Annotated in this window: 25 protein-coding genes; 9 read left to right on the top strand and 16 right to left on the bottom strand. The window is 66.1% G+C overall.

Translation table 11 applies throughout. The annotated features are described in order from the left end of the window. The first annotated feature begins 35 nt into the window (after positions 1–35). Positions 36–1184, top strand: coding sequence for an acyl-CoA dehydrogenase IpdE1 (gene ipdE1 / locus G154_RS02150; protein WP_019512540.1), 1149 nt, complete (start codon positions 36–38; stop codon positions 1182–1184). Then, complete coding sequence (gene ipdF, locus G154_RS02145; protein WP_019512539.1) at positions 1184–1972, top strand: (5R,7aS)-5-hydroxy-7a-methyl-1-oxo-2,3,5,6,7,7a-hexahydro-1H-indene-carboxyl-CoA reductase; 789 nt, start codon at positions 1184–1186, stop codon at positions 1970–1972. Before ipdE1 ends, ipdF begins: the two co-directional genes overlap by 1 nt. A gap of 83 nt (positions 1973–2055) precedes the next feature. Here ipdF and G154_RS02140 read toward each other — a convergent pair whose 3' ends face one another. Beyond that, positions 2056–3921 (bottom strand): hypothetical protein, encoded by a 1866-nt coding sequence (locus G154_RS02140; protein ID WP_019512538.1) that lies wholly within the window; start codon positions 3919–3921, stop codon positions 2056–2058. A 450-nt stretch (positions 3922–4371) separates the two neighbouring features. Between G154_RS02140 and G154_RS02135 the strand changes: the two genes are divergently transcribed. Beyond that, complete coding sequence (locus G154_RS02135; RefSeq protein ID WP_019512537.1) at positions 4372–4965, top strand: TetR/AcrR family transcriptional regulator; 594 nt, start codon at positions 4372–4374, stop codon at positions 4963–4965. Continuing rightward, complete coding sequence (gene fadA6 / locus G154_RS02130) at positions 4965–6149, top strand: steroid 3-ketoacyl-CoA thiolase FadA6 (protein WP_019512536.1); 1185 nt, start codon at positions 4965–4967, stop codon at positions 6147–6149. The genes G154_RS02135 and fadA6 overlap by 1 nt, the downstream gene beginning before the upstream one ends. On the opposite strand, the gene G154_RS02125 is transcribed toward fadA6, so the two are convergent. Both G154_RS02125 and G154_RS02120 read right to left on the bottom strand, forming a co-directional pair. Next, positions 6146–8860: a molybdopterin cofactor-binding domain-containing protein gene (locus G154_RS02125; RefSeq protein WP_019512535.1), complete on the bottom strand. Its 2715-nt coding sequence runs from the start codon at positions 8858–8860 to the stop codon at positions 6146–6148. The two genes, fadA6 and G154_RS02125, sit on opposite strands and share 4 nt — an antisense overlap. Further along, the gene (locus G154_RS02120) at positions 8857–9681 is read right to left on the bottom strand and encodes a xanthine dehydrogenase family protein subunit M (RefSeq protein WP_019512534.1); all 825 of its coding nucleotides are present in this window, start codon (positions 9679–9681) and stop codon (positions 8857–8859) included. The genes G154_RS02125 and G154_RS02120 overlap by 4 nt, the downstream gene beginning before the upstream one ends. A gap of 85 nt (positions 9682–9766) precedes the next feature. Here G154_RS02120 and G154_RS02115 point away from each other — a divergent pair, with 85 nt between their 5' ends. After that, on the top strand, positions 9767–11113 hold the full coding sequence (locus tag G154_RS02115; protein ID WP_019512533.1) for a guanine deaminase: 1347 nt from the start codon (positions 9767–9769) through the stop codon (positions 11111–11113). On the opposite strand, the gene hpxO is transcribed toward G154_RS02115, so the two are convergent. The 9 genes from hpxO to echA20 form a co-directional block, all read right to left on the bottom strand. Next, a complete protein-coding gene (gene hpxO / locus G154_RS02110) occupies positions 11110–12279 on the bottom strand; it encodes an FAD-dependent urate hydroxylase HpxO (protein WP_019512532.1) in 1170 nt (389 codons plus the stop codon). The two genes, G154_RS02115 and hpxO, sit on opposite strands and share 4 nt — an antisense overlap. A gap of 4 nt (positions 12280–12283) precedes the next feature. Next, a complete protein-coding gene (gene uraH / locus G154_RS02105) occupies positions 12284–12601 on the bottom strand; it encodes a hydroxyisourate hydrolase (RefSeq protein WP_023986341.1) in 318 nt (105 codons plus the stop codon). Positions 12602–12609: 8 nt separating this feature from the next. Then, positions 12610–13107: a 2-oxo-4-hydroxy-4-carboxy-5-ureidoimidazoline decarboxylase gene (gene uraD / locus G154_RS02100; protein WP_019512530.1), complete on the bottom strand. Its 498-nt coding sequence runs from the start codon at positions 13105–13107 to the stop codon at positions 12610–12612. Continuing rightward, positions 13104–15005, bottom strand: coding sequence for a solute carrier family 23 protein (locus G154_RS02095; RefSeq protein ID WP_019512529.1), 1902 nt, complete (start codon positions 15003–15005; stop codon positions 13104–13106). The genes uraD and G154_RS02095 overlap by 4 nt, the downstream gene beginning before the upstream one ends. 82 nt (positions 15006–15087) lie before the next feature. After that, positions 15088–16200 (bottom strand): NDMA-dependent alcohol dehydrogenase, encoded by a 1113-nt coding sequence (locus G154_RS02090; protein WP_019512528.1) that lies wholly within the window; start codon positions 16198–16200, stop codon positions 15088–15090. 56 nt (positions 16201–16256) lie between these two features. Next, positions 16257–17330 (bottom strand): (3aS,4S,5R,7aS)-5-hydroxy-7a-methyl-1-oxo-octahydro-1H-indene-4-carboxyl-CoA dehydrogenase, encoded by a 1074-nt coding sequence (ipdC, locus tag G154_RS02085; RefSeq protein WP_019512527.1) that lies wholly within the window; start codon positions 17328–17330, stop codon positions 16257–16259. Positions 17331–17332: 2 nt separating this feature from the next. Then, entirely contained in the window at positions 17333–18079 is a 747-nt protein-coding gene (gene ipdB / locus G154_RS02080; RefSeq protein WP_019512526.1) for a cholesterol ring-cleaving hydrolase subunit IpdB, read from the bottom strand. Then, complete coding sequence (locus G154_RS02075) at positions 18079–18975, bottom strand: CoA transferase subunit A (RefSeq protein ID WP_019512525.1); 897 nt, start codon at positions 18973–18975, stop codon at positions 18079–18081. Before G154_RS02075 ends, ipdB begins: the two co-directional genes overlap by 1 nt. A 2-nt stretch (positions 18976–18977) precedes the next feature. Beyond that, entirely contained in the window at positions 18978–19733 is a 756-nt protein-coding gene (echA20, locus tag G154_RS02070) for a (7aS)-7a-methyl-1,5-dioxo-2,3,5,6,7,7a-hexahydro-1H-indene-carboxyl-CoA hydrolase (RefSeq protein WP_023986339.1), read from the bottom strand. A 55-nt stretch (positions 19734–19788) separates the two neighbouring features. Between echA20 and G154_RS02065 the strand changes: the two genes are divergently transcribed. Together G154_RS02065 and G154_RS02060 are read left to right on the top strand one after the other, a co-directional pair. Further along, positions 19789–20565: an SDR family oxidoreductase gene (locus G154_RS02065; protein ID WP_023986338.1), complete on the top strand. Its 777-nt coding sequence runs from the start codon at positions 19789–19791 to the stop codon at positions 20563–20565. A gap of 14 nt (positions 20566–20579) precedes the next feature. Next, positions 20580–21485 carry an SDR family oxidoreductase gene (locus G154_RS02060; RefSeq protein ID WP_019512522.1) on the top strand — a complete coding sequence of 302 codons (906 nt, stop codon included), beginning with the start codon at positions 20580–20582 and terminating at the stop codon, positions 21483–21485. A 65-nt stretch (positions 21486–21550) separates the two neighbouring features. Here the strand turns inward: G154_RS02060 and G154_RS02055 are convergent, their stop codons facing one another. The 4 genes from G154_RS02055 to G154_RS02040 are packed head-to-tail and all read right to left on the bottom strand — an operon-like array spanning position 21551 to position 23883. Next, on the bottom strand, positions 21551–21847 hold the full coding sequence (locus G154_RS02055) for a hypothetical protein (protein ID WP_019512521.1): 297 nt from the start codon (positions 21845–21847) through the stop codon (positions 21551–21553). After that, positions 21844–22329 (bottom strand): nitroreductase family deazaflavin-dependent oxidoreductase, encoded by a 486-nt coding sequence (locus tag G154_RS02050; protein ID WP_019512520.1) that lies wholly within the window; start codon positions 22327–22329, stop codon positions 21844–21846. The genes G154_RS02055 and G154_RS02050 overlap by 4 nt, the downstream gene beginning before the upstream one ends. Positions 22330–22338: 9 nt before the next feature. Continuing rightward, positions 22339–22713: a hypothetical protein gene (locus tag G154_RS02045; RefSeq protein ID WP_019512519.1), complete on the bottom strand. Its 375-nt coding sequence runs from the start codon at positions 22711–22713 to the stop codon at positions 22339–22341. Positions 22714–22719: 6 nt separating this feature from the next. After that, positions 22720–23883 carry a steroid 3-ketoacyl-CoA thiolase gene (locus tag G154_RS02040; protein WP_019512518.1) on the bottom strand — a complete coding sequence of 388 codons (1164 nt, stop codon included), beginning with the start codon at positions 23881–23883 and terminating at the stop codon, positions 22720–22722. A gap of 169 nt (positions 23884–24052) precedes the next feature. Between G154_RS02040 and G154_RS02035 the strand changes: the two genes are divergently transcribed. Next, the gene (locus G154_RS02035) at positions 24053–25306 is read left to right on the top strand and encodes a cytochrome P450 (RefSeq protein WP_019512517.1); all 1254 of its coding nucleotides are present in this window, start codon (positions 24053–24055) and stop codon (positions 25304–25306) included. 10 nt (positions 25307–25316) lie between these two features. After that, positions 25317–26315, top strand: a complete 999-nt coding sequence (locus G154_RS02030; protein WP_019512516.1) for an acyl-CoA dehydrogenase family protein — start codon at positions 25317–25319, stop codon at positions 26313–26315. Positions 26316–26318: the final 3 nt, after the last annotated feature.

The following is a 26318-nucleotide window of genomic DNA, read 5'->3' as shown; positions in this document are numbered from 1 at the left end:
AACAAAGCAAGTGCTTGGTAGGTTAGCCTACAAGGGTGATTGAGGTCGAGGAGTTCCGGGCCGAGGTCCGGCAGTGGCTCGCCGACAACCTCGTCGGTGAATATGCAGCGCTCAAGGGCCTCGGCGGCCCGGGTCGTGAGCATGAGGCCTTCGAGGAACGCCGGGCGTGGAACCAGCATCTGGCCGCGGCAGGCCTGACTTGCCTGGGCTGGCCGGAGGAGCACGGTGGCCGTGGTCTGACGGTCGCGCACCGGGTGGCCTTCTATGAGGAGTACGCCAAGGCCGATGCGCCGGACAAGGTGAATCACCTCGGTGAGGAACTGCTGGGCCCGACGCTGATCGCCTATGGCACGCCCGAACAGCAGCAGCGTTTCCTGCCGGGCATCCGCGATGTCAGCGAGCTGTGGAGCCAGGGCTACTCCGAGCCCAATGCCGGTAGCGATCTGGCCAATGTGTCGACCACCGCTGTGCTCGATGGTGACGAGTGGGTGCTCAACGGTCAGAAGGTCTGGACATCGCTGGCGCACTGGGCGCAGTGGTGCTTCGTGGTCGCGCGATCCGAGAAGGGGTCCAAGCGACATGCCGGGCTGTCCTTCCTGCTTGTCCCGCTGGACCAGCCGGGCGTGCAGATCCGCCCGATCATCCAGCTGACCGGGGACTCCGAGTTCAACGAGGTGTTCTTCGACGATGCCCGCACCGAGGCCGCCCTCGTCGTCGGGGAACCCGGCGACGGCTGGCGGGTCGCGATGGGCCTGCTGACCTTCGAGCGTGGGGTCTCCACCCTCGGTCAGCAGATCCGTTATGCCCGTGAGCATTCCAACCTGGTCGAACTGGCCAAGCGCACCGGCGCCGCCGACGACCCACTGATCCGCGAGCGGTTGACCCGATCCTGGACCGGTCTGAAGGCGATGCGTTCCTATTCGCTTGCGACGATGGACGTCGAACAACCCGGCCAAGACAACGTTTCGAAGCTGTTGTGGGCCAACTGGCATCGCGAGCTCGGCGAGATCGCGATGGACGTGCAGGGGACTGCTGGACTCACCCTCGACAATGGCGAATTCGACGAGTGGCAGCGGCTGTACCTGTTCTCCCGCTCCGACACCATCTACGGCGGATCCAACGAGATCCAGCGCAACATCATCGCCGAGCGGGTGCTCGGCCTACCACGAGAGGCCAAAGGCTGATGAGCCTGTCAGAAATACCCGAAGAGATTGCCGGACACGGACTTCTGAAGGGAAAGGTCGTCCTGGTCACCGCGGCGGCCGGTACCGGGATCGGGTCGACCACCGCTCGGCGGGCACTGTTGGAGGGTGCCGACGTCGTGGTCTCCGACTTCCACGAGCGTCGGCTCGGTGAGACCAGAGAGGAGCTGGCGGCACTGGGATTGGGCAAGGTCGATGCGGTGGTCTGCGATGTCACCTCCACCGCGGCCGTCGACAACCTGATCACCGAAGCGGTGCAGAAGGCGGGCCGCCTGGATGTTCTGGTCAACAATGCCGGTCTCGGTGGGCAGACTCCCGTCATCGATATGACCGACGAGGAATGGGACCGCGTCGTCAACGTGACGCTGACCTCGGTCATGCGCGCCACCCGGGCCGCGTTGCGCTACTTCCGGGACGCGCCGCACGGCGGTGTCATCGTCAACAACGCCAGCGTGCTGGGCTGGCGTGCCCAGCACTCGCAGTCGCACTACGCCGCGGCCAAGGCGGGCGTCATGGCGCTGACCCGCTGCAGCGCAATCGAAGCCGTCGAGTACGGGGTCCGGATCAATGCGGTGTCCCCGAGCATCGCGCGGCACAAGTTTCTGGAGAAGACCTCGTCGGCAGAGCTGCTGGACCGCCTCGCCGGCGACGAGGCCTTCGGCCGTGCGGCCGAGCCCTGGGAGATCGCATCCACCATCGCCTTCTTGGCCAGCGACTACTCCAGTTATCTGACCGGAGAGGTCATCTCGGTCTCCAGCCAGCGCGCCTGACCGACCGACAGCTGACCTATAAAACACCACGCCGCAGCGGCCCGGACAGGGCGCTGCGGCGTGGTGCTCGATATCGGGTCCGGTCAGTCGGTGCTGTCGCCTCCGGCGGACGCACTCCGGTCGGGCCCTTCGGAACGATCGGTCGACTCGTTGGCCGCGGCGGTATCTGTGGACACCGACTCGGTGACGGACGGGGCGGCGGTACCCGCCCCGTTCGTCCGCGCAGCGGTCTTGCCGGTGTCCTCGGTTCCGTCGGTGGTGCTCTCGGATTCGGCACTCTCGGATGCGGAGGTGATGAAGGCCGTCCGGGTGGACTCGGCGGTCTCCGAGTCCTCGGAATCCTGTTCACTGGTCGAGGTTTCGGTGACCGAGGTTAGCTCCTCGGTCGACTCCTCGGTCGATTCCTCCGTCACCGCTGCCTTCTCCTCGGATGCGGCCGCTTCCTGAGTCTCGGCCTCGTTCGTCGCGTCACTGGAGACCAACGACGCGGCCACCTCGCCACCCTCCGGGCCGGCACCGAGCGAGTCGGCAGTCGCGCCGGCCGGAGCCACCGGGTGGTAGTTGAGCAGGTTGTCGATGATGGTCCTGGCGTTCTCGTTGACGCCGTTCAGGCCGGTGCTGATGTTGGTGATGACACCGTTGATCCCACCGATCACGTTGTCGGCGACGATATCGCGGACCGAGTTGACCGCTGTGTTGACCGCGGCGCCCAGGTTGACCACCAGTTCGGCGGCCTGGCCCAGGCCGATCTGGGTGAGGGCCGCGGCGACGGTCGCGGCGAGATTCGTGGTCAGCTCGGTGACGAGGCCCGCGGTCGTCTTGGTGACACCGGCCAGCACGTTGCCGGGCGTGGTGAGCAGCGAGGTGCCGATCGTGATACCCGCACCCGTGACGTCGAATCCGCCGTTGAACAGTCCACCCAGCGCGGTGGTGTAACTGGCCAGATCGAGAGGATTGGATCCGATGGCGTCCAGTGCGACATTGAGGCCGTTCTGCACGCCGATCACGGCTTTCGCGGTGGCGTCCGTGATCGGGGACACCGCACCGAGCAGCGGGAAGCCGATATCGACCAGCCCGTTGAGAACGCCGGCGTTGTTGATGATCTTGATCGGGTTGATGGCCAGACCCTGGATGAGACCGACCACTCCGGTGAGCAGCTGACTGCCGCTCTGCTGGGCGAGTGTGTCCAGTGCGGCGTTCAGCGAGTCCACCGCGAGATTGACCTGGCCGGTGATCCCACTGAAGCCCAGGCCGACGGTGCCGACGACCCCGCCGAGGGTGGCAATCAGCGCGGTCGACAAAATGCTGTTGGTTCCGGCAGGCCCGGACAACAGGCCGGTGTCATGGTTGGGGTCCTGCCCCACCAGGGCGTCGCCGATGATGTTCACCACGCCGGCCAGCAGACCGGTGTAGCTGGACAACTTGAACGGGTTGTTGATCACATCGGTGATGGCGTACAGCGCGGTGTTCAGCGAGCCGATCAGGGTGCTGCCGATGATGTTGGTGATATCGCCGGGCAGTGTGACAGTCGAGCCGGCGACCCCGTTGATGCTCTCCGCCGTCATCGCCAGGCTGGCCTGAGAGTAGTTGCTGACCGCGGTCACCAGTGAGCCGAGGACACCGGTACCGGCGGCAGCGACGATGGGGTCCCAGAAACCGGTGTTGAGGCGCTGGGCCTCGGCGAGGGCACCGGCAAGGGTGTCGGTGGTGAAGGTCTCGACCGACCCGATGCCGGTGGTGATATCGGCGAGGCCGGTGCGCAGCGCCGCGATCAACCGGTCGACATCGGCGGGGTTGATGACGGCAGCCAACTGCACCTCAGCCGTGCTGACCTTGGGTATCGCAAAGGTACGGCCCTCGGTCGGGACCATCAGCGGGGTGAGCGCGATGGCGCTGGCCGCTGTCAGGGCGACTCCCGCCTTGAAGTAGGGACGGGCTGAGATCTCCATATGCGGTTTCCCCTTGAAACTGGTCAGTTGTATCGAATAGATCACGGTGAGCTTATGGAGCGGGGGGCCGATACGGTCGCATTTTGCGAGAACGTCAGTTATGGCTAGATCGCACACGAATTAGCTGAACCGGCGGTATCGCTGTCGATCGAACAGGGGGTGGGCTGTCCTCGGGGGCGCCCGATGACTGTTCGGGCATTGCTGTGCGCGGTGCCTTGTCAGCGTTCCTGCAGATGTTGCACAGGAAACGTTGTTACGCGCAGATTGCCGGAATCTCACCGACTGCGAGGGCCTGGTGAACAAGTGTGCACGGAACGGTTCCTTCGTGAATATGCTGAGCCAAGCTAAGTGTGATGAAGGTCACATTCTGCGCGGGCTGGATAATGCTCTCGCGCCGCCGCATGTGCCGGGTGCTCGACCTAGCAAGTGCTTGGTTGGTACGCTGTGCGAATGACACAGCCGGCAAGCCGTCGCGACGAGCTGCTGCAGCTCGCGGCGACGATGTTCGCCGAGCGTGGCCTCAAGGCCACCACAGTGCGCGATATCGCCGATTCGGCGGGCATCCTCTCGGGCAGCCTTTACCACCATTTCAAATCCAAGGAACAGATGGTCGAGGAGGTCCTGCGTGACTTTCTCGACTGGCTCTTCGAGCGCTATCAGCAGGTTCTCTCGAGCGAATCGACGCCCCTGGACCGGCTCAAGGGCCTGTTCATGGCGTCCTTCGAAGCGATCGAACACCGCCACGCGCAGGTGGTGATCTACCAGGATGAGGCCAAACGGCTGTCAGCGCTGGATCAGTTCGGTTTCGTCGACGAGCGCAACCGGGAACAGCGCAAGATGTGGATCGACCTGTTGCACGACGGGGTTGCCGACGGGTCCTTCCGTCCCGACCTCGACGTCGACCTGATCTATCGCTTCATCCGCGACACCACCTGGGTCTCGGTGCGTTGGTATCAACCCGGCGGACCGCTCACGGCCGAAGAAGTCGGCCGCCAGTACCTCGCCATCGTTCTTGGCGGCATCACCACAGAAGGAGTCTCGTAATGGCCTTGGGCTCAAAAGCAGTGGCCTCAGAAGCATTCGTCATCGATGCCGTGCGCACCGCGATCGGAAAGCGCAACGGGTCACTGGCCGGCGTGCACCCCGTCGACCTCGGCGCCACGGCCTGGCGCGGACTCTTCGATCGCAATGACGTCGACCCCGGTGCCGTGGACGACGTGATCGCGGGTTGTGTCGATGCGGTGGGCGGACAGGCGGGCAACATCGCACGGCTGTCGTGGCTGGCCGCCGGCTTCCCCGAGGAAGTCCCCGGCGTGACCGTCGACCGCCAGTGCGGCTCCAGCCAGCAGGCCATCTCCTTCGGGGCGCAGGCGATCATGTCCGGCACGGCCGATCTCATCGTGGCCGGCGGCATGCAGAACATGAGCCAGATCCCGATCAGCTCGGCCATGATCGTCGGTAAGGAATTCGGCTACACCTCACCCACCAACGAGTCCAAGGGCTGGCTGCACCGTTACGGCGACCAGGAGATCTCGCAGTTCCGCGGGTCCGAAATGATCGCCGAGAAGTGGAACCTGTCCCGCGAGGACATGGAGCGCTACGCCCTGGCCAGCCACCAACGAGCGCAGGAAGCCATCCGGGCGGGTTACTTCGAGAACGAGATCATCCCGGTCCAGATCGACGGGACCGCCTTCGTCACCGACGAGGGACCCCGCGATACGACCCTGGAGAAGATGGCCGGGCTCAAGACCCTCGTCGACGGCGGAAGACTGACTGCCGCCATGGCCAGCCAGATCTCCGACGGTGCCAGCGCGGTGCTGCTCGCCTCCGCGGACGCGGTGAAGCAGCACGGCCTGACGCCGCGCGCCCGGATCCATCACATCAGCGCCCGCGGTGCCGATCCGGTGTACATGCTCACCGGCCCGATCCCGGCCACCCACTACGCGTTGGAGAAGACCGGACTGTCCATCGACGATATCGACACGGTCGAGATCAACGAGGCGTTCGCTCCCGTCGTCCAGGCATGGATCAAGGAGACCGGGGTGGATCCGGCCAAGGTCAATCCCAGTGGTGGTGCCATCGCGCTCGGCCATCCGCTCGGTGCCACCGGTGCCAAGTTGTTCGCCACGATGCTCAACACCTTGGAGCGCACCGGCGGGCGTTACGGCCTGCAGACGATGTGTGAGGGCGGCGGTACCGCCAACGTCACCATCATCGAACGGCTCTAGGACTGCGCGGAGCGCAGCTCCCGCCACACCCGGGCCGGCGTCATCGGTAGCCGACGCATGCGCGCACCGCATGCGTCGGCTATTGCGTTGGCCAGCGCGGGGGCGACCGGGTTGTACGGCGACTCGCTCATCGACTTGGCGCCGAGTGGCCCCAACTCGTCGTAGGTATCGGCGAAGTACACCTCGGTGAACGGAACATCCGCGAACTGGGGAATATGGTAGTTGCGCAGCGTCGCGGTCGTCACCACACCGTCGGGGTCTATCTGGATCTCCTCGAACAGCGCCGAGCCGATCGCCTGTGCCACACCGCCTTCCACCTGACCGCGGCACTGCTGGGGATTCATCACCACTCCGGCGTCGGCCGCATGGACCGACTGCAGGATCCGGACCTCGCCGGTCTCGGTGTTGACCGCGACGCGGAAGGCCTGCACGTTGAACGCGACCGACCGCGGTGTGCCGTCGTGAGCCGCGGTACTGCTCATCGGTGTGGGCAGCGCCGAGAAGTCCACCAGGCGATCGCCGCACTGAACACCGTTGCGTCCCAACGTGCATGTCGCGCGGTCGGCTCCGCTCAGTGCGCTGGCGGCCGCGGTCAACCTGGTGCTCAATTCGCGGCACGCCAACAGTGTCGCCCGTCCGGCGACCACGGTTCCTGCCGAGCCGAACGCGCCGGTGTCGTAACCGGTTGTGGCGGTGTCGGATTGACGTACCACGATCCGTTCGGGAACGGTGCCCAGTTCGGTCGCCGCAAGCTGGGTGTGCACCGTGGTGGTGCCATTGCCGAACTCGGTGGTCCCCACGTCCAGGGTGTACACGCCGTCGGCGTCGACGGTCACCGTCGCCTCGCCGTAATGCCCGCGCGGCGGAATGGTGGCGATCATGGCCACGGCCATTCCCTCGCCGACCGCCCACCCAGCGGGTGCGACCGCACCGTTACCTGCCCGCAACGCCGATTCGGCGAGGTCCAGGCATTGGTCGAGACCGTAACTCCCGAAGGTCAGATCGTCGTCGAGGACGTGGGAGTCCACGAACCGGTCACCGGGAACGACGACATTGCGCCGTCGGAACTCGAAGGGGTCGATGCCTTGCCGATGCGCCAATTCGTCGATCGCGGATTCGACGGCGAACATGACCTGGCCGAGGCCGTAACCGCGAAACGCGCCGGATGGGAGGTTGTTGGTGTAGACGGCGTGGGCATCCACCCGTTTGTTCGGACTGCGGTATATCGCAACGGATTCCCCGCACCCGTGGAACATCACGCCGGGACTGTGGTTACCGTAGGCACCGGCGTCGACCAGTGCATCGACCGTCAGTGCGGTGAGAATGCCGTCGGCATCGGCGGCGACGGTGACGTCCACCCGGAACGGATGCCGACACGGTGCCACGGTGAACTGATCGGTGCGACTGAATTCGTAGCGCACCGGCCTGCCCAGCCGCAGCACCGCCATCGCCACCAGATCCTCGGTCAGCATCTCCTGCTTACCGCCGAATCCGCCGCCGACGCGGCGGGTGAACACCCGCACCCCGTCCGGCTCCAGGCCGAAGATATGGCACAGTTCGTCGCGCACCAGGAAGGGCACCTGCGAGCTGGTCCGGATCACCAAGCGCCCGTCGGGATCCCGCCATCCGGTGCAGCCGTGGGTCTCCAGATGCACATGCTGTACCCGCTGGGTCTGCCAGCGGCCGCGCACGACGGCACCCCCGGCCGACTCGGCCGCCGCGATACCGTCCTGGACCGAACCCACCTCGCCGTGTAGCTCGGCGACCAGGTTGTGCGCCGGATCGCAGATGCGGGATTCGGGTCCCTTGTCGGCATGCAGTGCCGGCGCGCCTGGCGCCCGTGCGGCCTCCGGATCGAACACCGCGGGCAGGATCTCGTAGTCGACAATGAGTGCCCGGCAGGCCTTTTCGGCGGTGCCGAGATCATCGGCGATCGCCGCGGCCACCCGCTGGCCGACGAAACGTACGGTGTCGTCGAGGATCACGGTGTCGTCAGGATCGTCATCACGTGATTCGTGGCGGGCCGTCGAGAATCGGACCGGAGGGCTGTCATGGTGCGTCAGGACCAGTCGCACGCCCGGAATCGACTGGGCCGCCTCGATATCGATCGATCGGATGCGGGCGTGTGGCACCGGACTGTGCAGCACCGCCAGGTGCAGCAATCCTTCCGATGTCTCGTCCATCGTGTACTGCTCGGTGCCGGTGACCACTGCGACACCGGCGGGCGCGCCGATCGATCGACCGACATCGCTGCCACCGGGCTTCTCGGTGTTCGTGACGCCGGCTATCGCATCCCCGATGGCGCGATAGCCGGTGCATCGGCAGAGGTTTCCCTTGAGCTGCTGAGGTAGGTCGTCGGTATGGTCGGTGGAACCGGCGGGGGGCAGTGCCGCCGCGGTGGTGACCATGCCCGCGGTGCAGAATCCGCACTGGAATCCCGCGGCTTCCAGAAAACGTCGCTGTACCGGATGCAGGTTCTCCGGTGTGCCCAGCCCCGCGACGGTGGTGACGTGGCGTCCGTCAGCCCGGAAGGCGGGAAACACACAGGAGTGCACGGGATCACCGTCCACCAGCACCGAACAGGCCCCGCAGTCGCCGGCATCGCAGCCCTTCTTCACCTCGAAGTGGCCATGCTCGCGCAGGTAGGTACGCAGACACTGGCCGGGGCGCGCGGTGTCGGTGCAGTCGTTGCCGTTGACCGTGACCTTCATGTCAGCTCGGTACGAATCTGTTCGGCCAGGGTCAACGTCACCGCCCGCCGCCAGTCCGGATCACCGTGCACATCGCGGGTGATGTCCTGCTCGGCGATTCCCCCCAGCGCGTCACGCAGATGGGCGGCGGTGGGCAGGGTGTCGAAGCGGAACACCAGCGGGCGCACCGTCGCTGCGGTGACGGAGACCACGAACTCCCCGTCGGCGTGGCGCCGTCCGATGACCACGGCGCTGGACCGGCCCAGTGGTGACGGGGCGAGCTTGCGATAGGCGGTGCGCGCGGCGAGCGAGTGGGCAGGAATCTGGACCGAGCGCAGGAGATCTCCCGGTTGTAGTGCATTGCGGGAGTCGCCGGTGACGAAGTCGGTGATCGGTAGGACGCGATCGGACCCATCGGCGCACCATACGGTGACGGTGCCGTCGAGGGCGGAGACCAGGGAGATCATCGCCCCGGCGGGAAAGGACAGGCAGATGTTGCCGCCCATGGTGGCGGTGCGCCAGATCTTGGCCGAGGCCAACAACGCGGTGCAGCATTGCGCGAACAGCGGAGCCGCGATCCAGTGCGGTCGGGCGGACGGCAGCAGCTTCGAGAGCCCGCCGAGTTCGGCGACCGTACACGTCGCCGCGAGTTCCACTCCCTCCTCGCTCAGCGTGACCGGTGCCCATCCCAGTCCGGTGATGTCGACAAGGCGGGACACGGCGGGCTGTGGTTCGGAGAACAGCCAGGTCCCGCCGGCCAGGATGGCGTCGGTCGACCTCAGTGGCCACACCTCATCGCGGCGGGCGGGCGTGCGCACCGCCTCGACGCTGTTGAGGTCCATCTGACGACCCTAAGGGCAACATGGTGGCCGCGCAGCCCGAAACCATCGAACTGCGCAGTCGTGCAGACACTGTGACAATCAGAGGATGCGTGTGTACCGCGGACACCTGATGCACATCGGCGGGTCACCAGAGTTGATGCAGGCACGGGACCACCTGGTGAGCATTCCCGACGGCGTGCTCGCGGTGGACGATACCGGAACCATCGGCTTCAGCGGCCGATACGACCGGTTGCCGGCCACGTATGCCGAGGCCACGGTCGTGGACTGCCGTCCGGGCTTCCTGCTGCCGGGATTCGTCGACACACACCTGCACTTCCCTCAGACCCGCTGCACCGACTCCTACGGCGGCGGGCAGCTGTTGGACTGGTTGCAGCGCTGCATCTTTCCTGCCGAGGCGATGCTGGCCGACGCCGAGTATGCACGTGCTGTGGCCGGCGATTTCTGCGCGCGCCGGATCGCGGTCGGCACCACCACCGCAATGGTGTTCGGCTCGGCGTTCCCCGAGGCCCAGGACGCGCTCTTCGAGGAGTCCTGCCGCACCGGTCTGCGCACGGTGTCGGGGCGGGGCATCCAGACGGTGGGACCGGATGCGGCGGCGCCGCTGATCACCACCGAGGATGCCGCGATCACGCTGACCGACAGCGAGATCCGGCGTTGGCACGGCGCCGGATCCGGACTGGCCGGTGTCGCGGTGATACCGCGTTTTGCGCTGTCGGTCACTGCCGCCACCCTGCACGGACTGGGCGAGCTCTATGACTCGGTGCGGGGTAGTGGTGTCTACTTTCATACCCATCTTTCCGAGAATGCAGCCGAAATTGATTCTGTCCGTTCCAGTTTCGGTGTGCGAGATTACCTGGATACCTACGACGGGCGGCTCACGGGTGGCGCTCGGTCGTTGTTGGGCAGACGAAGTGTCTTCGCGCATGCCGTGCACTGCAGCCAGAGCGAACTTGCCCGGTTGGCCGAGACCGGGAGCTCGGTGGCACATTGTCCGACCTCGCAATTGTTCCTCGGGTCGGGCACCATGCCGTGGCGACGCACCGCCGATGCCGGCGTGAACATCGCCCTGGGTACCGATATCGCCGCAGGCGACGAGTGGTTGATCCCGCGTGTCCTCAACGACTGCTTCAAGGTTCATATCAGCGAGCCGGCCGGACAAGGGCTGTCGATAACGCCTGCCGAGCTGCTGTACACGGCGACGGTGGCGGGGGCGCGGGCGCTGGACATGCAGGACCGGGTCGGCAACCTCGACGCAGGCAAGGAAGCAGACTTCGTGGTGATCGCCCCCGATCGGCAGGTGATGTTGCCGGAGGTATTGGCGCGCATCGACTCCGAGGACACCGACCGGCTGCTGTTCACGCTGCTGATGAGTATGCGCGAGGAGGCCGTCGGTCAGGTGTACGTGCGCGGTCGCTTGCTGACTGCCGATTAGTTGGTGGCCGGGGTGAGTGGCCCACCGAGAATATTGCCCGCGATACCGCGGAGGATGTTGGTGCCGTCCTCGTTTCGCAGCTCCTCGTACCATTGCGCAGTCAACTCGGGATCCTTGGCATGGGTGACATCACAACGTTTGCGGGCCCGCAGGACGAGCTCGCCCGCTCGTTCGGTACGGGCCTCCTGATACGCGATCAATGCCGCATGCACATCGTCGGGATGGTCCTTGAATGCCCATTGCAGTGCGATGGCGTCTTCCATGGCCGAACACCCACCTTGTCCGATATCGGGTGTGGTGTTGTGCGCCGCATCGCCCAGCACCGCCACGCGCCCCTTCACCCAGGTGTCGAAGGGGTCCAGATCCAGGATCTCGACCCGGTTGGTGGCCTGCGGATCCAGCGCGTCGATCAGGGTCTGCACCCCGGGAGCCCAATCGGCGAAGTGCCCGCGCAGCACCTCGCGGGCGCTGCCCCGGCGGTAGGGCAGACCCTGCTCCTCGACGACATCGAAGAAGAAGTAGAAGCGCCCGTCGGATACGGGCATCACCGAAACCCGCTTGCCGTCACCGACATAGGTGGTCCATTCGGTGGCCGGACCGATCGCCTCATCGGTGGCGACCAAGCCGTTGTAGTTCACGTAGCCGGCGTAGCGCCGCGTCACCGGGGTGCCCAACACGTATTCGCGGGTGATCGAGCCGGCGCCGTCCGCGCCGATGATCGCATCGGCGTGGATCGTCGTGCCGTCGGCGAAGGTGGCCGTCGCGGCGTCGGGACTGTCGCCGACCTCGACCATGGTCATACCGAACCTGATGTCATCCATCCCGTACGCCTGCATCAACATCAGTTGGAGTTCGGCCCTGGCGATGGGGTAAGGGCGTTGACCGACCTCATCGATCAGGGGTTGCATCGAGAATCGGCACATCGTCGCACCAGTGTGCCCATCGACGTAACTCATCGTCTCGACCAGCCCGCCGAGCTGTTCGGTCTCCTCGCGCAGGCCCAGATAGTTCAGGCATTTCACCCCGTTGGACCACACCGAGATCGCCGCACCCACCGGCTTGTTCTCGGTGACGCGCTCGTAGACGGCGGTCTCGATACCGATCTGGCGCAGTGCGATGGCCGCGCTCAATCCGCCCATGCCTGCGCCGATGATGGCGACCTTCAATTGATCAGCTCCCGCGGTAGGTGGAGTAGGCGTACGGGGACAACAGCAGCGGCACGTGATAATGCCCGGAGAGTTCGGTGATCTCGAAGGCGATCACCACCTCCGGGTAGAAGCCCACGAGTCCTTCGGCGGCGAAGTAGGCGGCGGTGTCGAAATGCAGCCGGTACACCCCTGCGGCGAGTTCTCCGCCGAACTCCGGGATGCGTCCGTCGGAATCGGTGATGCCGTCGGCCACCACGGTGCCGGCAGCGGTCAGGGTGACCGCCACCCCGGCTGCGGGCGTTCCGGTGGTGGCATCCAGGACATGTGTCGACAACGTCATGTGACCCATCATGTCGGCTCACTCAGCAGTCGTTCCAGCCGTAGCCGGTTGATCTTGGCGAGCTCGTTGCGCATCACCCGACGCTCGGTTACGGGGTCGTTGGCCAGGCGGTCGGTGAGGATGTCCAGAAGTTCCTCTGCCGAACGGCCACTGGCGCACACCAGATACACATAGCCGAACCGCTGCTCGTACTCCCGGTTCTTCTGGGCGAGCGCCGCTTTCACCGAATCGTCGGCGTCGGCCACCCGAGCCTGTTCGCGGGCCGACGACGGATTGTCTGCCCGGGCCCCGATGCGGGGGTGCCCGTCGAGCGCGGCGTCGATCTCGGCATCGGGAAGCTCGGCGAGGATGCGATCCGCCCTGTCGTAGAGGGCGTCGGCGTCCCGGAACGGCGCGGCCGCCAGCACCCGCCGAGCCCAGATGGTCGAGGAGCACACCTCGAACAGCAGATGCATCTGCCCACGCTCGGACAGGGAGTTGAAGTTGGCCAGTCCGATTGCCTTCACGGGAGGTCGTTGAGCCTGCCGAACCGCGCCGCGGCAATGGGATTGGCATCGGCGACCAGATCGGTGAATCGATAATTGACGATCTTGGCCACCTCGATCAGCGCGTAGGCTCGCTCGGTCGAGACCGAGTTGTCCATCCGTGCCCAACCGTTGCGCAGCACCCGGTCGAAACGCTCGGTCTCCCTGGCGCAGATGATCAGCGGGAAGCCGAAGTGCTCGCGGTAGGCCGCGGCCAGGCTCACCACATCCTGGTGGTCGTCGGAGTCCAGATTGCTCAACGCGACATGGTCGACGGCGAGGACCTGCCCGGTCTCGTCCTCGGCGCCCAGATCGGGAAACGAGTCGAGCATTTCCTGCTGTTGTTCGGTGTTGCCGGTCAGCACCGCATCCTGGAAGGCCTCCCGCAGGGCTGCGGTATCGGCGAACGGCCGCTGATCGAAGGCTCGGTCGGCGGCCCACCCGACGCCCTGCACCACGTGCCCGAACACCTCGGTGAACCGCTCGCGGGTCATCGTGTTCACCTCGTCGAGGGTGATCGACCCGGATCCCGCCACCCGCGGGCCCTTCTTGCCCAGGTGGAAGAACACGATGTTCAGCGCGATCGCGGTGATGGCGCCGGTGCTGATGCCGCTGCCGAACAGGATGTCCAGCCCGGCGGGCAGTGTCGAGGAGATCGCCGGGTAGGAGGTGACCAACAGTGCCAACGCCAGGCTGGTGGTGACGATGATGACGTTGCGATGGTCGGTGAAATCGACCTTGCCGAGGGTCTGGATGCCGACGACGGCGACGGTGGCGAACAACGTCAGTGCCGCACCACCGAGCACGGGGTTCGGGATCGACGCGACGATGGCGGCGACCTTGGGCAGGAAGCCGAGCAGGATCATGATGGCGCCGGCCGCCGCGACCACCCACCTGCTCTTGACGCCGGTGAGTCGGACCAGCCCGACATTCTCGGAGAACGCGGTGTAGGGAAAGGAATTGAAGATGCCGCCGATGGTGGTGGCGACACCATCGGCGCGCAACACGTTGCCGATATCGGATGGGCGGACCCGCTTGCCGACGATCTCTCCGGTCGCGATCGTGCTGCCGGTGGACTCGACGGCGATGATCATCATCACGATGATCATGGTGATGATCGCGATGATGTCGAATTTGGGCATTCCGAAGGCAAACGGCGGGGTGAACCCGAACATGGCGGCTTCGCCGACCCGATCGAAGTTCATGTCGCCGAGCGCATAGGCGACCGCACAGCCTGCCACCAGCCCGAGCAGGACGGCGATGGTCGACATGAATCCGCGGAACAGCCGCTGGATGGTGACGATGACCGCGATGGTGCCCAGGGCGTAGAGCACCCACCGCAGGTTGCCGGGGTCGGGTTCGTGGGTGGCCGGATTGGTCACCGCGTCCAGTGCTCCGATGGGCACCAGGCACAGACCGATGATGGTGATCAGGGTGCCGGTGACCACCGGCGGGAAGAAGGTGAGCAGCCGGACGAACACCGGCGCGATGAGGAAGGTGAAGACACCGGCGACGATGACGGCGCCGTAGACGTAGAGCAGGCTCGCGGTGCCGCCGCCGTGTGCCAGGCCGATCGCGATGATGGGTGCGACACCGGCGAAGGTGACACCCTGCAGCAGCGGCAGTCGCACGCCGACATTCTTGAATCCGACGGCCTGGATGATCGATGCGATACCGCAGGTGAACAGGTCGGCGGTGATCAGCATGACCAGCTCTTCGCGCGACAGCCCGAGCGCATTGGCGATCAGGATCGGCACCAACACCGCACCCGCGTAGAACGCCACCACGTGCTGGAAGCCGTAGGTGGCGAGTTTGGGCAGGGGCAGCACCTCGTCGACGGGGTGCACGCGCTTGCGCTGGCTCTTGGTGGGTGCCGACATGCCGATCAGAATCCGGCAGCCGTGCTTAGTTTTCGTGTCGAGCGCGTTTCGCCCACGTTGCTGATGGGCCCGATCCGCCCGGTCAGTGGTCGTGCAGGATGACGCCGCGGATGTTGTGGCCCGCCAGCATGTCGTCGAACGCGACGTTGATGTCGCCGAGCTTGTATTCGGTGGTCACCGACTCGTCCAGCAGCAGCTGCCCGTCCCGGTAGAGGCTGAGCAGTTTCGGGATGTCGGCTCGGGGGTTGGCCTCGCCGTACAGGCTGCCCAGGAGTCGTTTCTGGAAAAGGGTGAACATCGCCATCGGTAGTGTCGGGGTGACGTCGGTCATCGATGCGATGCCGGTGAGCACCACCGCCCCACCCTTGCGCACCATGTCCAGTGCGGAGCCGATCATCTGTCCCTCGACGAGGCCGACGGTCAGGATGGCCGAGTCGGCCATCACACCCTTGGTGAGCTCGGCGGCCAGCGCGGTGGCCTCCTCGAAGGAGGTGACGAAGTGTGTGGCGCCCAGTTCGGTTGCCTTGGCGCTCTTCTCGGCCACCAGATCGACGGCGATGATGTGGGCCGCCCCGGCGATCCTGGCGCCCTGGATGGCTCCGGCACCCACGCCGCCGACACCGATCACCACGACGGTGTCGCCGGGGGCGACCTCGGCGGTGTTCACTGCCGATCCCCAGCCGGTGGTGATACCGCAACCCAGCAGGCAGGCCCGGTTCAGCGGCAGGTCGTCGTCGATCTTGACCAGTGAGGCGTCCGAGACGACGCCGTACTGGGCGAAGGTTCCCAACAGCAGGGCCACATAGATCCCCTGATCGCCGATATGCCTGCGGAATGTGCCGTCGAGCTGTGTTCCGGCAAGCAGCATGGCGCCGAGGTCGCAGAGATTCTGCTGCCCGCTGGCACACCACCGGCACTTGCCACAGGCAGGTAGGAAGGAGGCGACCACGTGGTCACCGGGCTTGAGGTCGCGGACGCCGGGGCCGACCTCCTGGACTATGCCTGCGCCCTCGTGGCCGCCGATCACCGGGAAGGGGACGGGAAAGTCACCGGTGCGCGGATGGTGATCGGAGTGGCACAACCCGGTCGCCTCGAAGGAGACCAACACCTCGCCCTCCTGGGGTGGGTCGAGGTCGACCTGCTCGATACTCCAGTCTCCGTTGATCTCCGAGAGAACCGCCGCGTCCATCTTCATCGCCCCACGCTACGAGCTGGTCGGGACGTGGGTCCGGCAAATCGGGGAATTACACCTCAGGGTCGGATGAAGGCGGCGGCCGCGGTCAGCCGTGCGACGGCCTCATCGACGATCCGCGGGACGAGTTCGGCGCAGCTAGGTAGATCGTCGAGGATGCCGGTGACCTGTCCGGAGGCCAGCACACCGGCCTCGGTGTTGCCCTCGACCAGGCCGGCCTTGAGCAGCATCGGGGTGTTGGCGGCCATGATGACCTGTGACCAGGTGAGATCCTTGCCGTGGCGCATTGCCAGGCCGTCGGTGATCATGGAGCGCCACGACATCTGCGACATCTTCTTGAACTTCTGCGCGTTGCCCACCGCGGCGGCCAGACCCCGCACGGGCGAGCCGTTTTCGAGCTTGTCCACCAGGCCGGTGCGCAACACGCGGTGCGGCATACCGTCGACACGGGTGGAGACCACGGTGCCGTCCAGCGCCGCCTGCAGATAGCGCTGCTTGACCGCCTCGGGCACCGTCGAGTCGGAGGTCAGCAGGAAGCGGGTCCCCATCGCCACGCCCGCCGCACCGTAGGACAGGGCCGCGGCCAGCCCGCGCCCGTCGAAGAATCCGCCTGCGGCGATGACCGGCATCCCGGTGTCGGCGACGGCGTCGAGCACCGAGGGCAGCAGCAGGGTCGTCGCGATCGGGCCGGTGTGGCCGCCGCCCTCACCGCCCTGCACGATCACCGCGTCCGCACCCCAGCCGGCCACCTTCTTGGCGTGCTTGGCCAACCCGACCGACGGGATGACCACCACGCCGGCGTCCTTGAGCCGGGCGATCAGGTCGGGTTTGGGAGCCAGCGCGAAGGAGGCGACTTTGACCCCTTCGCGGATCAGGAGGTCGACGCGGTCGTTCGCGTCCCCGGCGTCGGCGCGGATGTTGATCCCGAACGGTTTGTCGGTCGTGGCCTTGACCTTGGTGACGGCGGTCTGCAGTTCGGCCAGTGTCATGGTTGCCGAGGCGAGGATGCCCAGGCCGCCCGCGTTGGAGGTGGCGGCGACCAGTCGCGCGCCGGCCACCCAGCCCATGCCGGTCTGGACGACCGGGTGCTCGATGCCGACCAGTTCGGTCAGTGCGGTGCTCAGTGTTGCCATCGCTACACCCGGACCTCTTTGTCGCGCAGCGACTTCGGATCGATGACCTCGCGCAGCAGGCGCTGCTCCTCGGCGTTCGGCAGCCGGGTGGTCTCGGCCTCGGCCAGTCCGTGTACCTCGAAGGAGGTGTTCTCGGCGACCTGGTCGGCGTCGACACCGGGGTGCAGGGACACTGCACGCATCTGGCGGTCGGGGCCGTTGAAGTCGAACACGCCCAGATTGCTCACCACCCGATGGATGTTGGCGAACCGGAAGGCCGGATTGGCGGGATCGATCTTGTCCCAGCCGATCCCGGACACGATGTCCACCGACTCGGTGAAGACACGCGCGGAGTGGTTGCCGACGAAGTAGCTGGTGGCGTGGTTGATGGAGTTGCCGGGGGCGCCGCGCACACCGAACATCTGGCGGGTCGGGTGCTGGATCGGCCCGAATGCGGACAGGTTCTGGTTGCCGTACCGGTCGATCTGGTTGGCGCCCATCACCACGTGGCGCCGGCCCCAGGCCAGGGTCTCGAAGACGCGGTTGAACGGCATCCAGCCCTCGATGGCGGCCGGCGCGCCGATGGCCGGGGTGTCGGCGATCATGCGCGCCTCACCGTCGGTCAGCACGATTTCGGGGGCGAAGGTCAGCCGCGCCAGGCGCGCACCGATCTGGACGAGGGTCGTCATGGGCGAGACCATGATCTCGCCGGCATCGCGGAACAGTTCGGCGCACGCGACGGCGCACACCTCGGCACGGGTCACGGACATCACGCCTGATCCTCCTTCACACGCTCTTCGCGCGAGCGCTCATCGGCGAACTTACGCACCGCTGCTTGGTAATCGGCCTCGCTGCCGGATAGGTAGGTCTGCACGAACTCGGCCCAGGTCTCGTCGGAGCCGGCGGCTTCGGCGTAGTGCCGCTGGAACTTCTCGTCGCGGCGGTAATCGGGCTCGTTGGTGGTGAAGTGCGCGCCGTTGGGCGCTTCCACCACGACGTCGACCATCATCCGGTTGATCAGCTGTTGTTGCGGGACCGTCGATTTCACCAGTTCCTCGGTGGACACCACCTTCTCGACGGAGAGGAACCGCCGGGTGGCCGACATGAGGAACAGATCGTCGAAATAGGGGTCGATCCCGGTATAGGCGGCGTTGCCGCGCGCATCCCCGATGTTCATGTGCACGAATGCGGCATCCAGGTTCAGCGCAGGCATGGCGATCAATTCCTGATCGTCATAGGGCGATTTCACGGTCTTGAGCTCGTCACCCCAGAAGGTACGGACATCGCTGCCGAGCCCGGCGCGGATCGGCAGGAACGGCAGCCGCTGGGCCGCGGCCTGTAGACCGCAGCGCAGCATGCCCTCGTCCATCTCGCGCGCCTCGACGGCACCACTGGTGCGGGCCTTGGCGAACCACGGATCGTAGAACGGCGGGGAATCCAGCGACACGAATCCGTAGTAGACGCGCTTGACCTTGTCGGCCGAGCACAGCAGCCCCAGATCGGGTCCGCCGTAGGTCACCACGGTCAGGTCCTTGACGTCGGTGCGCAGCAGTGCGCGGATGAACGCCATCGGTTTGCGTCGCGAACCCCACCCGCCGATACCGATGGTCATGCCGCTCTCGACGGACGCAACGGCCTCGTCGAGTGTTGTCCTCTTGTCTGTCATAGCTATTTAGATCCCTTATCGGTTCCGGCGAACGCGTCGCGGTGCTCATCGGATACGCCTGCGAGGTTGAGCTCGAACGTGAAGCCCTGCTCCATGCGGTATCGCGCATTCACGGGCTGCACGTCGATGAAGTTCAGCGCTTCCTTGGCGGCACGGATCACCCGGGTGTCCTTGGCGGCGATATCGCGGGCGACGCGCAAGGCGGCCTCGTCGAGATCATCGCGTGGCACCACCTCGTGCACCGAGCCGAAGTGGTGCAGGGTCTCGGCGGGAACCGTGGCGGCGGTGAAGAACAGCCGGCGCATCAGATGCTGGGGAACGAGCCGGGACAGGTGGGTCGCCGCGCCGAGCGCGCCGCGTTCCACCTCGGGCAGACCGAATTTCGCATCATCGGAGGCGACGATGACATCGGCATTGCCGACCAGGCCGATACCGCCACCGACGCAGAAGCCGTTGACGGCGGCCACCACGGGTACCTCGCATTCGTACACCGCCTTGAAGGCGTGATAGCACCCGCGGTTGGCGTCGATGAGCGCGGTGAATCCGTCGGTGTTCTGCATCTCCTTGATGTCGACACCGGCGTTGAACCCGCGACCCTCGGCCCGCAGGATCACCACGTGGGTGCTGCGGTCGCGGCCGGCGGCGGTGATGGCATCGCCGAGCTCGAACCAGCCCTGCGAGGGGATGGCGTTCACGGGTGGGTAATTCACGGTCACCGAGACGATGCCCGGTTCGACTGTCGTGGTGGTGATCATCAGTCACTTCCTCGTGGGGTCGCTACCTAAGCAAGCACTTGCTTGGTACGCTAGCACAGTGACTGACGCGGCTGGAATCGATCTGCAACTGGGTGGCCGGGTGGTCTTGGTGACCGGCGGGGTCCGCGGGGTCGGCGCGGGCATCAGTGAGGTCTTCGCCGGTCAGGGCGCCACCGTCATCACCTGCGCGCGCCGGCCCGTGGAGGGTTCGCCCTATGAGTTCCACTCCTGCGATATCCGTGACGACACGGCCGTGCAGGCCCTCATCGACGCGATCGTGACAACGCACGGCCGACTCGATGTGGTGGTGAACAACGCGGGCGGATCGCCCTACGTGCCTGCCGCCGATGCCTCGGCCAAGTTCAGCACCAAGATCATCGAACTCAATCTGATCGGCGCGCTATCGGTCTCCACGCATGCCAATACCGTCATGCAGAGACAGGAGACCGGCGGAACCATCGTCAACATCTCCAGCGTCAGCGGACACCGCCCCACCCCGGGAACCGCGGCCTACGGTGCCGCCAAGGCCGGTATCGACAACCTCACCACCACGCTGGCGGTCGAGTGGGCGCCCAAGGTTCGGGTGAACTCGGTCGTCGTGGGCATGGTCGAGACCGAACAGGCCGACCTGTTCTACGGTGATGCCGAGTCGATCGCCGCAATATCGGCCAATGTGCCACTGCGGCGCCTGGCGAAACCGGCCGATATCGGTTGGGCTGCAGCTTTTCTGGCGTCGCCGGCGGCGTCCTACATCAGTGGCGCCGCGCTGGCGGTGCACGGCGGCGGCGAGCCGCCGCACTATCTGTCGACCACCACAGCTGACATCAAAAAGTAAGAGGAGATATTCCCATGGGTTTGCTCGACGGCCGGGTAGTCATCGTGACGGGCGCAGGCGGCGGCATCGGCCGGGCGCATGCGCTGGCCTTCGCCGCGGAGGGTGCACGGGTCGTGGTCAACGACATCGGTGTCGGCCTGGACGGCTCACCGGCCGGCGGTGGTAGCGCCGCGCAGGGCGTCGTCGACGAGATCATCGCCGCCGGGGGCGAGGCGGTGACCAGCGGCGCCAATGTCGCCGACTGGGCGCAGGCCGAGGGATTGATCCAGACCGCGGTGGATTCATTCGGCGGGCTCGACGTTCTGGTCAACAACGCCGGCATCGTGCGCGACCGGATGTTCGTCAACGCCACCGAGGAGGAGTTCGACGCCGTCACGGCCGTGCATCTCAAGGGGCATTTCGCCACCATGAAACATGCCGGGGCATACTGGCGCGCCCAGTCCAAGGCCGGCAAGACGGTGGATGCCCGCATCATCAACACCTCCTCCGGCGCGGGCCTGCAGGGCAGCGTCGGGCAGGCGACCTACAGCGCGTCCAAGGCCGGTATCGCCGCGCTCACCCTGGTCGCCGCGGCGGAGATGGGTCGGATCGGTGTGACCGCCAACGCCATTGCGCCCTCGGCCCGTACCCGGATGACCGAGACGGTCTTCGCGGACATGATGGCCACCCAGGATTCGGCCTTCGACACCATGGCTCCGGAGAACATCTCGCCGCTGGTGGTGTGGCTGGGCAGCGTCGAGTCGCGTGAGGTGACCGGGCGGGTGTTCGAGGTCGAGGGCGGGATCATCCGGGTTGCCGAGGGCTGGGCACGCGGTGCCGAGGTCGACAAGGGCGCGCGCTGGGACCCGGCCGAGCTGGGGCCCGTGGTCGGCGATCTGCTGGCCAAGTCGCGCACCCCGCTGCCGGTCTTCGGGGCCTGATTCCTCGCGGTTTGTGGAGTTTCACCCGCACTCGTCGCGGGTGAAACTCCACAAACCGCACGGGCTCAGCGCAGGAACACCGCCGCATACAACACCGCGGTCACGGTCACGAAGACCAGCAGGAACCGCCGCGTGGCACGCCCCCGACGATCCGCGGGCAGAGCGCCAGGCAACGCCACGGCCGACAGCAGCCCGGCGACCAGTCCCACGACGGTTCCGAACATCAGGCCATAGCCGTGTGGATCGGTGCCGGGATCGCCGGAAAGGCCGGACCGGGCAACCAGATACAGGCACATCAACCACAGGAGTGCCGCGGTCGAGCCCAGCAGCCCGGCGACCGCCCGCCCGATGATCGGGCTCACGCAACCGCGGGGTCGCAGATCAGGATCGGGATCTTGCGATCGGTGTAGGACCGGTAGTTCGCGAAGTCGGGGTACATGGCGTCGAGCTTGGGCCAGTACTCGTCGCGCTCGGCATCGGTGGCCTCCCGGGCCACCAGGTCGAGCTTTTCCTTCTTCGTCTGGAAGGTGATGTTCGGGTCGGCCTTGATGTTCAGGTACCACATCGGGTTGGTGGCCCGGCCACCTTGGGAGGCCACCAACACGATGCGCCTGCCCTCCTGCAGGAACAGCAGCGGACTGTCCCGTGGCTCCCCGGACTTGCGGCCGGTGGTGGTCAGGATGCCTACCTCGGCGCCACGCAGGAATTTGTTGCCGAGCTTGCCGCCGGACTTCTTGAACAGCCAGGTATTGGCACGCGACATCCATTTGATGCCGGTGCCGACCGCCTTGGAGTTGAGGCCTTCGATCTGTTTGGGGCTCAGAGGCTTGGGTGGTGTGGGCATGCCGAAACCCTAACGGCTGATGAACGGCTTGAGCGACGCCCGGATGTGGTGGATCCGGGGATCGTGGGCGGGGATCAGAAACGTCTCGTCGACATGGGAGCACACGCGCCTGCCGAACAGCCGAGGCTTGGTCAGCACGTCGAAACGAGCACGGATGTGGTCCCCGTCGACGGTGAACTCCGGTGGCGTGGTCTTTTCGATGACCTTGAACTGCGGACCGTTGTTCAGGCTGCGCCGCAGGTGATCTCCCGACCGCCCGGTCTTGAGCCCCATCTCGATGCGGATGCAATCCGGATGAAATGGGACGGCATCCGCGCGATGGGTCGACAGCGCGTCGATATAGGACTGCGCCGCCGCGATCCGTTCGGCGTCCGAGACGGCCATGCGGTCTCAGATCCTTTCGATGATGGTGCCCGTGCTCAGCGCGCCACCGGCGCACATCGTGATGAGCGCGGTGCTCTTGCCGGTGCGTTCCAACTCGTGCAGCGCGGTGGTGATCAACCGGGCGCCGGTGGAGCCGACGGGGTGCCCCAGCGCGATGGCGCCGCCGTTGACGTTGACCTTGTCCATGTCCGCCCCGTGCACCTGCGCCCAGGACAGCACCACGGAGGCGAAAGCCTCGTTGATCTCGACGAGGTCGATATCGCCCATCTTCATCCCGGCCTTCTCCAGCACCTTGGCGGTCGACTGCACCGGGCCGTCGAGGTGGTAGTAGGTCTCGGCGCCGACATTGGCCTGCGCGACGATCCGGGCGCGCGGCGTGAGGCCGTGGGCCTTGGCCACATCGCTGTCCATCCACAGCACCGCCGCCGCGCCATCGGAGATCTGTGAGGAGGTTCCCGCGGTGTGCATGGCACCTTCCATCACCGGCTTCAGCGCGGCCAAACCCTCCGCCGTGGTGTCGCGCAGGCCCTGGTCGCGGGTCACGAGCGCCCATTCGTCGGTCGGACGCTTGTTCTCGTCGAGCACGGGCGCCGAGATGGGTGAGATCTCCCGATCGAAGCGACCCTCGGCCCAGGCCTGCTTGGCCTTGGCCTGCGAGGCGAGCCCGAACGCGTCCAGGTCGGCCCGGGTGATCCCGCGGCGCTTGGCAATCCGCTCGGCGGCCTCGAACTGATTGGGCATGTCGATGTCCCATGACGATGCGCGGATGAGACCGCGATCGGGGCCGGCATTGGCGCCGAGGCCTACTCGGCTCATCGCCTCGATACCGCACGCGATGCCGATGTCGATCGCACCGGTGGCGATCAGACCCGCGATCAGATGGTTGGCCTGCTGGGCGCTGCCGCACTGGCAGTCGATGGTGGTGGCACCCACGTGCTCGGGCAATCCCGCGGTCAGCCACCCGACCCGGGTGATGTTGTTGGACTGCTCGCCGTACTGGGTGACGCAGCCGCCGATGAGCTGTTCGACATCGCCGGCGTCGATCCCGGCCTTCTCGACGACCGCCTTCTGCACGGCGCCCAAGAGTTCGGTGGCATGCAGCCCGGACAGCCAGCCGTTGCGCTTGCCGATGGGGCTGCGGGTGGCTTCGACGATGACAGGATTACCCATGCTTGTCAGGCTAGAACACGTTTCATTACTCTGACAAGCGAGGATGCCGCCGCGCCTTTTATCTGCGGTGAAGGCATGTTTCAATGGTTCACGAGTGGTACTAGAAGGAATTGTCTCGGCACCCGAGGTGGCCGGTGACATGACCCGATTTGAGCAAGGAGATCTCTGCATGCCCAGCCCCAACCTGCCCAAGGGCTTCGACCCGCTGGACGCCAGTCTGAACCTCGAACGCCTGCCCGTGGAGGAGTTGGCGGAGATTCGCCGCGCCGAGCCCGTCCACTGGGTGGACGTGCCGGAAGGGACCGGGGGCTTCGGCGACAAGGGCTACTGGATCGTCACCAAGCATGCCGACGTCAAAGAGGTCTCGAAGCGAAACGACATCTTCGGCAGCTCACCCGACGGCGCCATCCCGGTCTGGCCGCAGGAGATGACCCGCGACGCCATCGATCTGCAGAAGGCCGTCCTGCTCAACATGGACGCGCCGCAGCACACCCGGTTGCGCAAGATCATCTCGCGCGGGTTCACCCCGCGCGCCATCGGACGGCTCGAAGACGAGTTGCGGGCCCGTGCCCGCAAGATCGCCGAAACCGCGGCGGCAGCCGGTTCGGGCGACTTCGTCGAGCAGGTGTCCTGCGAACTGCCGCTGCAGGCCATCGCCGAACTGCTCGGTGTGCCGCAGGACGACCGGGACAAGATCTTCCGCTGGTCCAATGAGATGACTGCGGGCGAGGACCCCGAGTACGCCGATGTCGATCCGGCGATGTCCTCCTTCGAGCTCATCACCTACGCCATGAAGATGGCCGAGGAGCGGGCGCAGAACCCGACCGAGGACATCGTGACCAAGCTGATCGAGGCCGATATCGAGGGCGAGAAGCTCTCTGACGACGAGTTCGGTTTCTTCGTGGTCATGCTTGCCGTCGCAGGCAACGAGACCACCCGCAACTCGATCACCCACGGCATGATCGCCTTCGCCGACAATCCCGACCAGTGGGAGCTCTACAAGAAGGAACGCCCGGGCACCGCCGCCGACGAGATCATCCGTTGGGCGACACCGGTGTCGGCGTTCCAGCGCACGGCACTGGAGGACACCGAGCTCGCCGGGGCGAAGATCAAGAAGGGCGATCGTGTGGTGATGTCCTACCGCGCCGCCAACTTCGACGACGAGGCGTTCGACAACCCGCACCAGTTCAACATCCTGCGTGATCCCAACCCGCACGTCGGATTCGGTGGTACCGGTGCGCACTACTGTATCGGCGCAAACCTGGCCCGCATGACCATCAACCTGATCTTCAACGCGATCGCCGACGTGATGCCCGACATCACACCGATCGGCGAGCCGGAGCGGTTGAAGTCCGGCTGGCTCAACGGAATCAAGCACTGGCAGGTCGACTACACCGGCGCGGGCGCCGGCGCCTCGAGCTAGGGGAATCCTGGTGGACTTCACGCCGAAGCCCGAGCAGCAGGCCGTCGCCGATGTGGTGACCTCGGTGCTGGAACGGGACAACAGCTGGGACGCACTGGTTTCCGGTGGGGTGGCCGCGCTGGCGGTGCCCGAGCGCCTCGGTGGTGACGGGCTCGGACTTCCCGAGATCGCCACCGCGCTCACCGAGATCGGCAGGCGCGGTACGACCGGTGCGGCACTGGCCACACTGGGTCTGGGGTTGCTACCGCTGCTGGAGGTGGCCACCGATACCGAGCAGGATCGCTATCTCGACGGGGTCGCCGGCGGGGCCGTGTTGTCGGCGGCGCTCAACGAGCCCGGGGTATCGTTGCCCGAGCATCCCTCGGTGACGCTGACCGACGGAAAGCTCACCGGAACCAAGATCGGTGTGCCCTATGCCGGCACCGCGCGGTGGCTGCTGGTCACCGCCGCCGGTGGGGTCGCGGTGATCGCTCCGACCGCGAGTGGGGTGACGTTGACCAAGACGCCGACCTCCAACGGCACCGACGAGTATGTGGTGGTCTTCGACGGCGCCGAGGTGGACGGAGTGCTCACCAACGCGACGATCCGGCGGGTCAACCAGTTGGTGCTGGCCGCCACCGGTGCCTTCGCCGCGGGCCTGGTCGCCGGTGCGCTGCGACTGACCGCCGATTACGTGGCCACCCGCGAACAGTTCGGGCGTCCGCTGTCGACCTTCCAGACCGTCGCCGCACAGCTCTCGGATGTCTACATCGCCTCGCGCACCATCGATCTCGTGTCCATGTCGGTGACCTACCGGTTGTCCGAGGGACTCGATGCCGACGATGATCTGGCGCTGCTGGGCTACTGGATCACCTCGCAGGCACCGCCGGCGATGCGGTTGTGTCATCACCTGCACGGTGGCATGGGGATGGACATCACCTATCCGATGGACCGGTATTTCTCCTCCATCAAGGACCTCACCCGCTTGCTGGGCGGGCCTGCGTATCGACTGGATCTGGTGGGAGCGTAAATA

The sequence above is a fragment of the Mycobacterium sp. VKM Ac-1816D genome (assembly GCF_000416385.1).
Taxonomy (GTDB): domain Bacteria; phylum Actinomycetota; class Actinomycetes; order Mycobacteriales; family Mycobacteriaceae; genus Mycobacterium; species Mycobacterium neoaurum_A.
The sequence above is the reverse complement of the archived record's forward strand: the minus strand, read 5'-3'. Positions and strand labels throughout refer to the sequence as shown.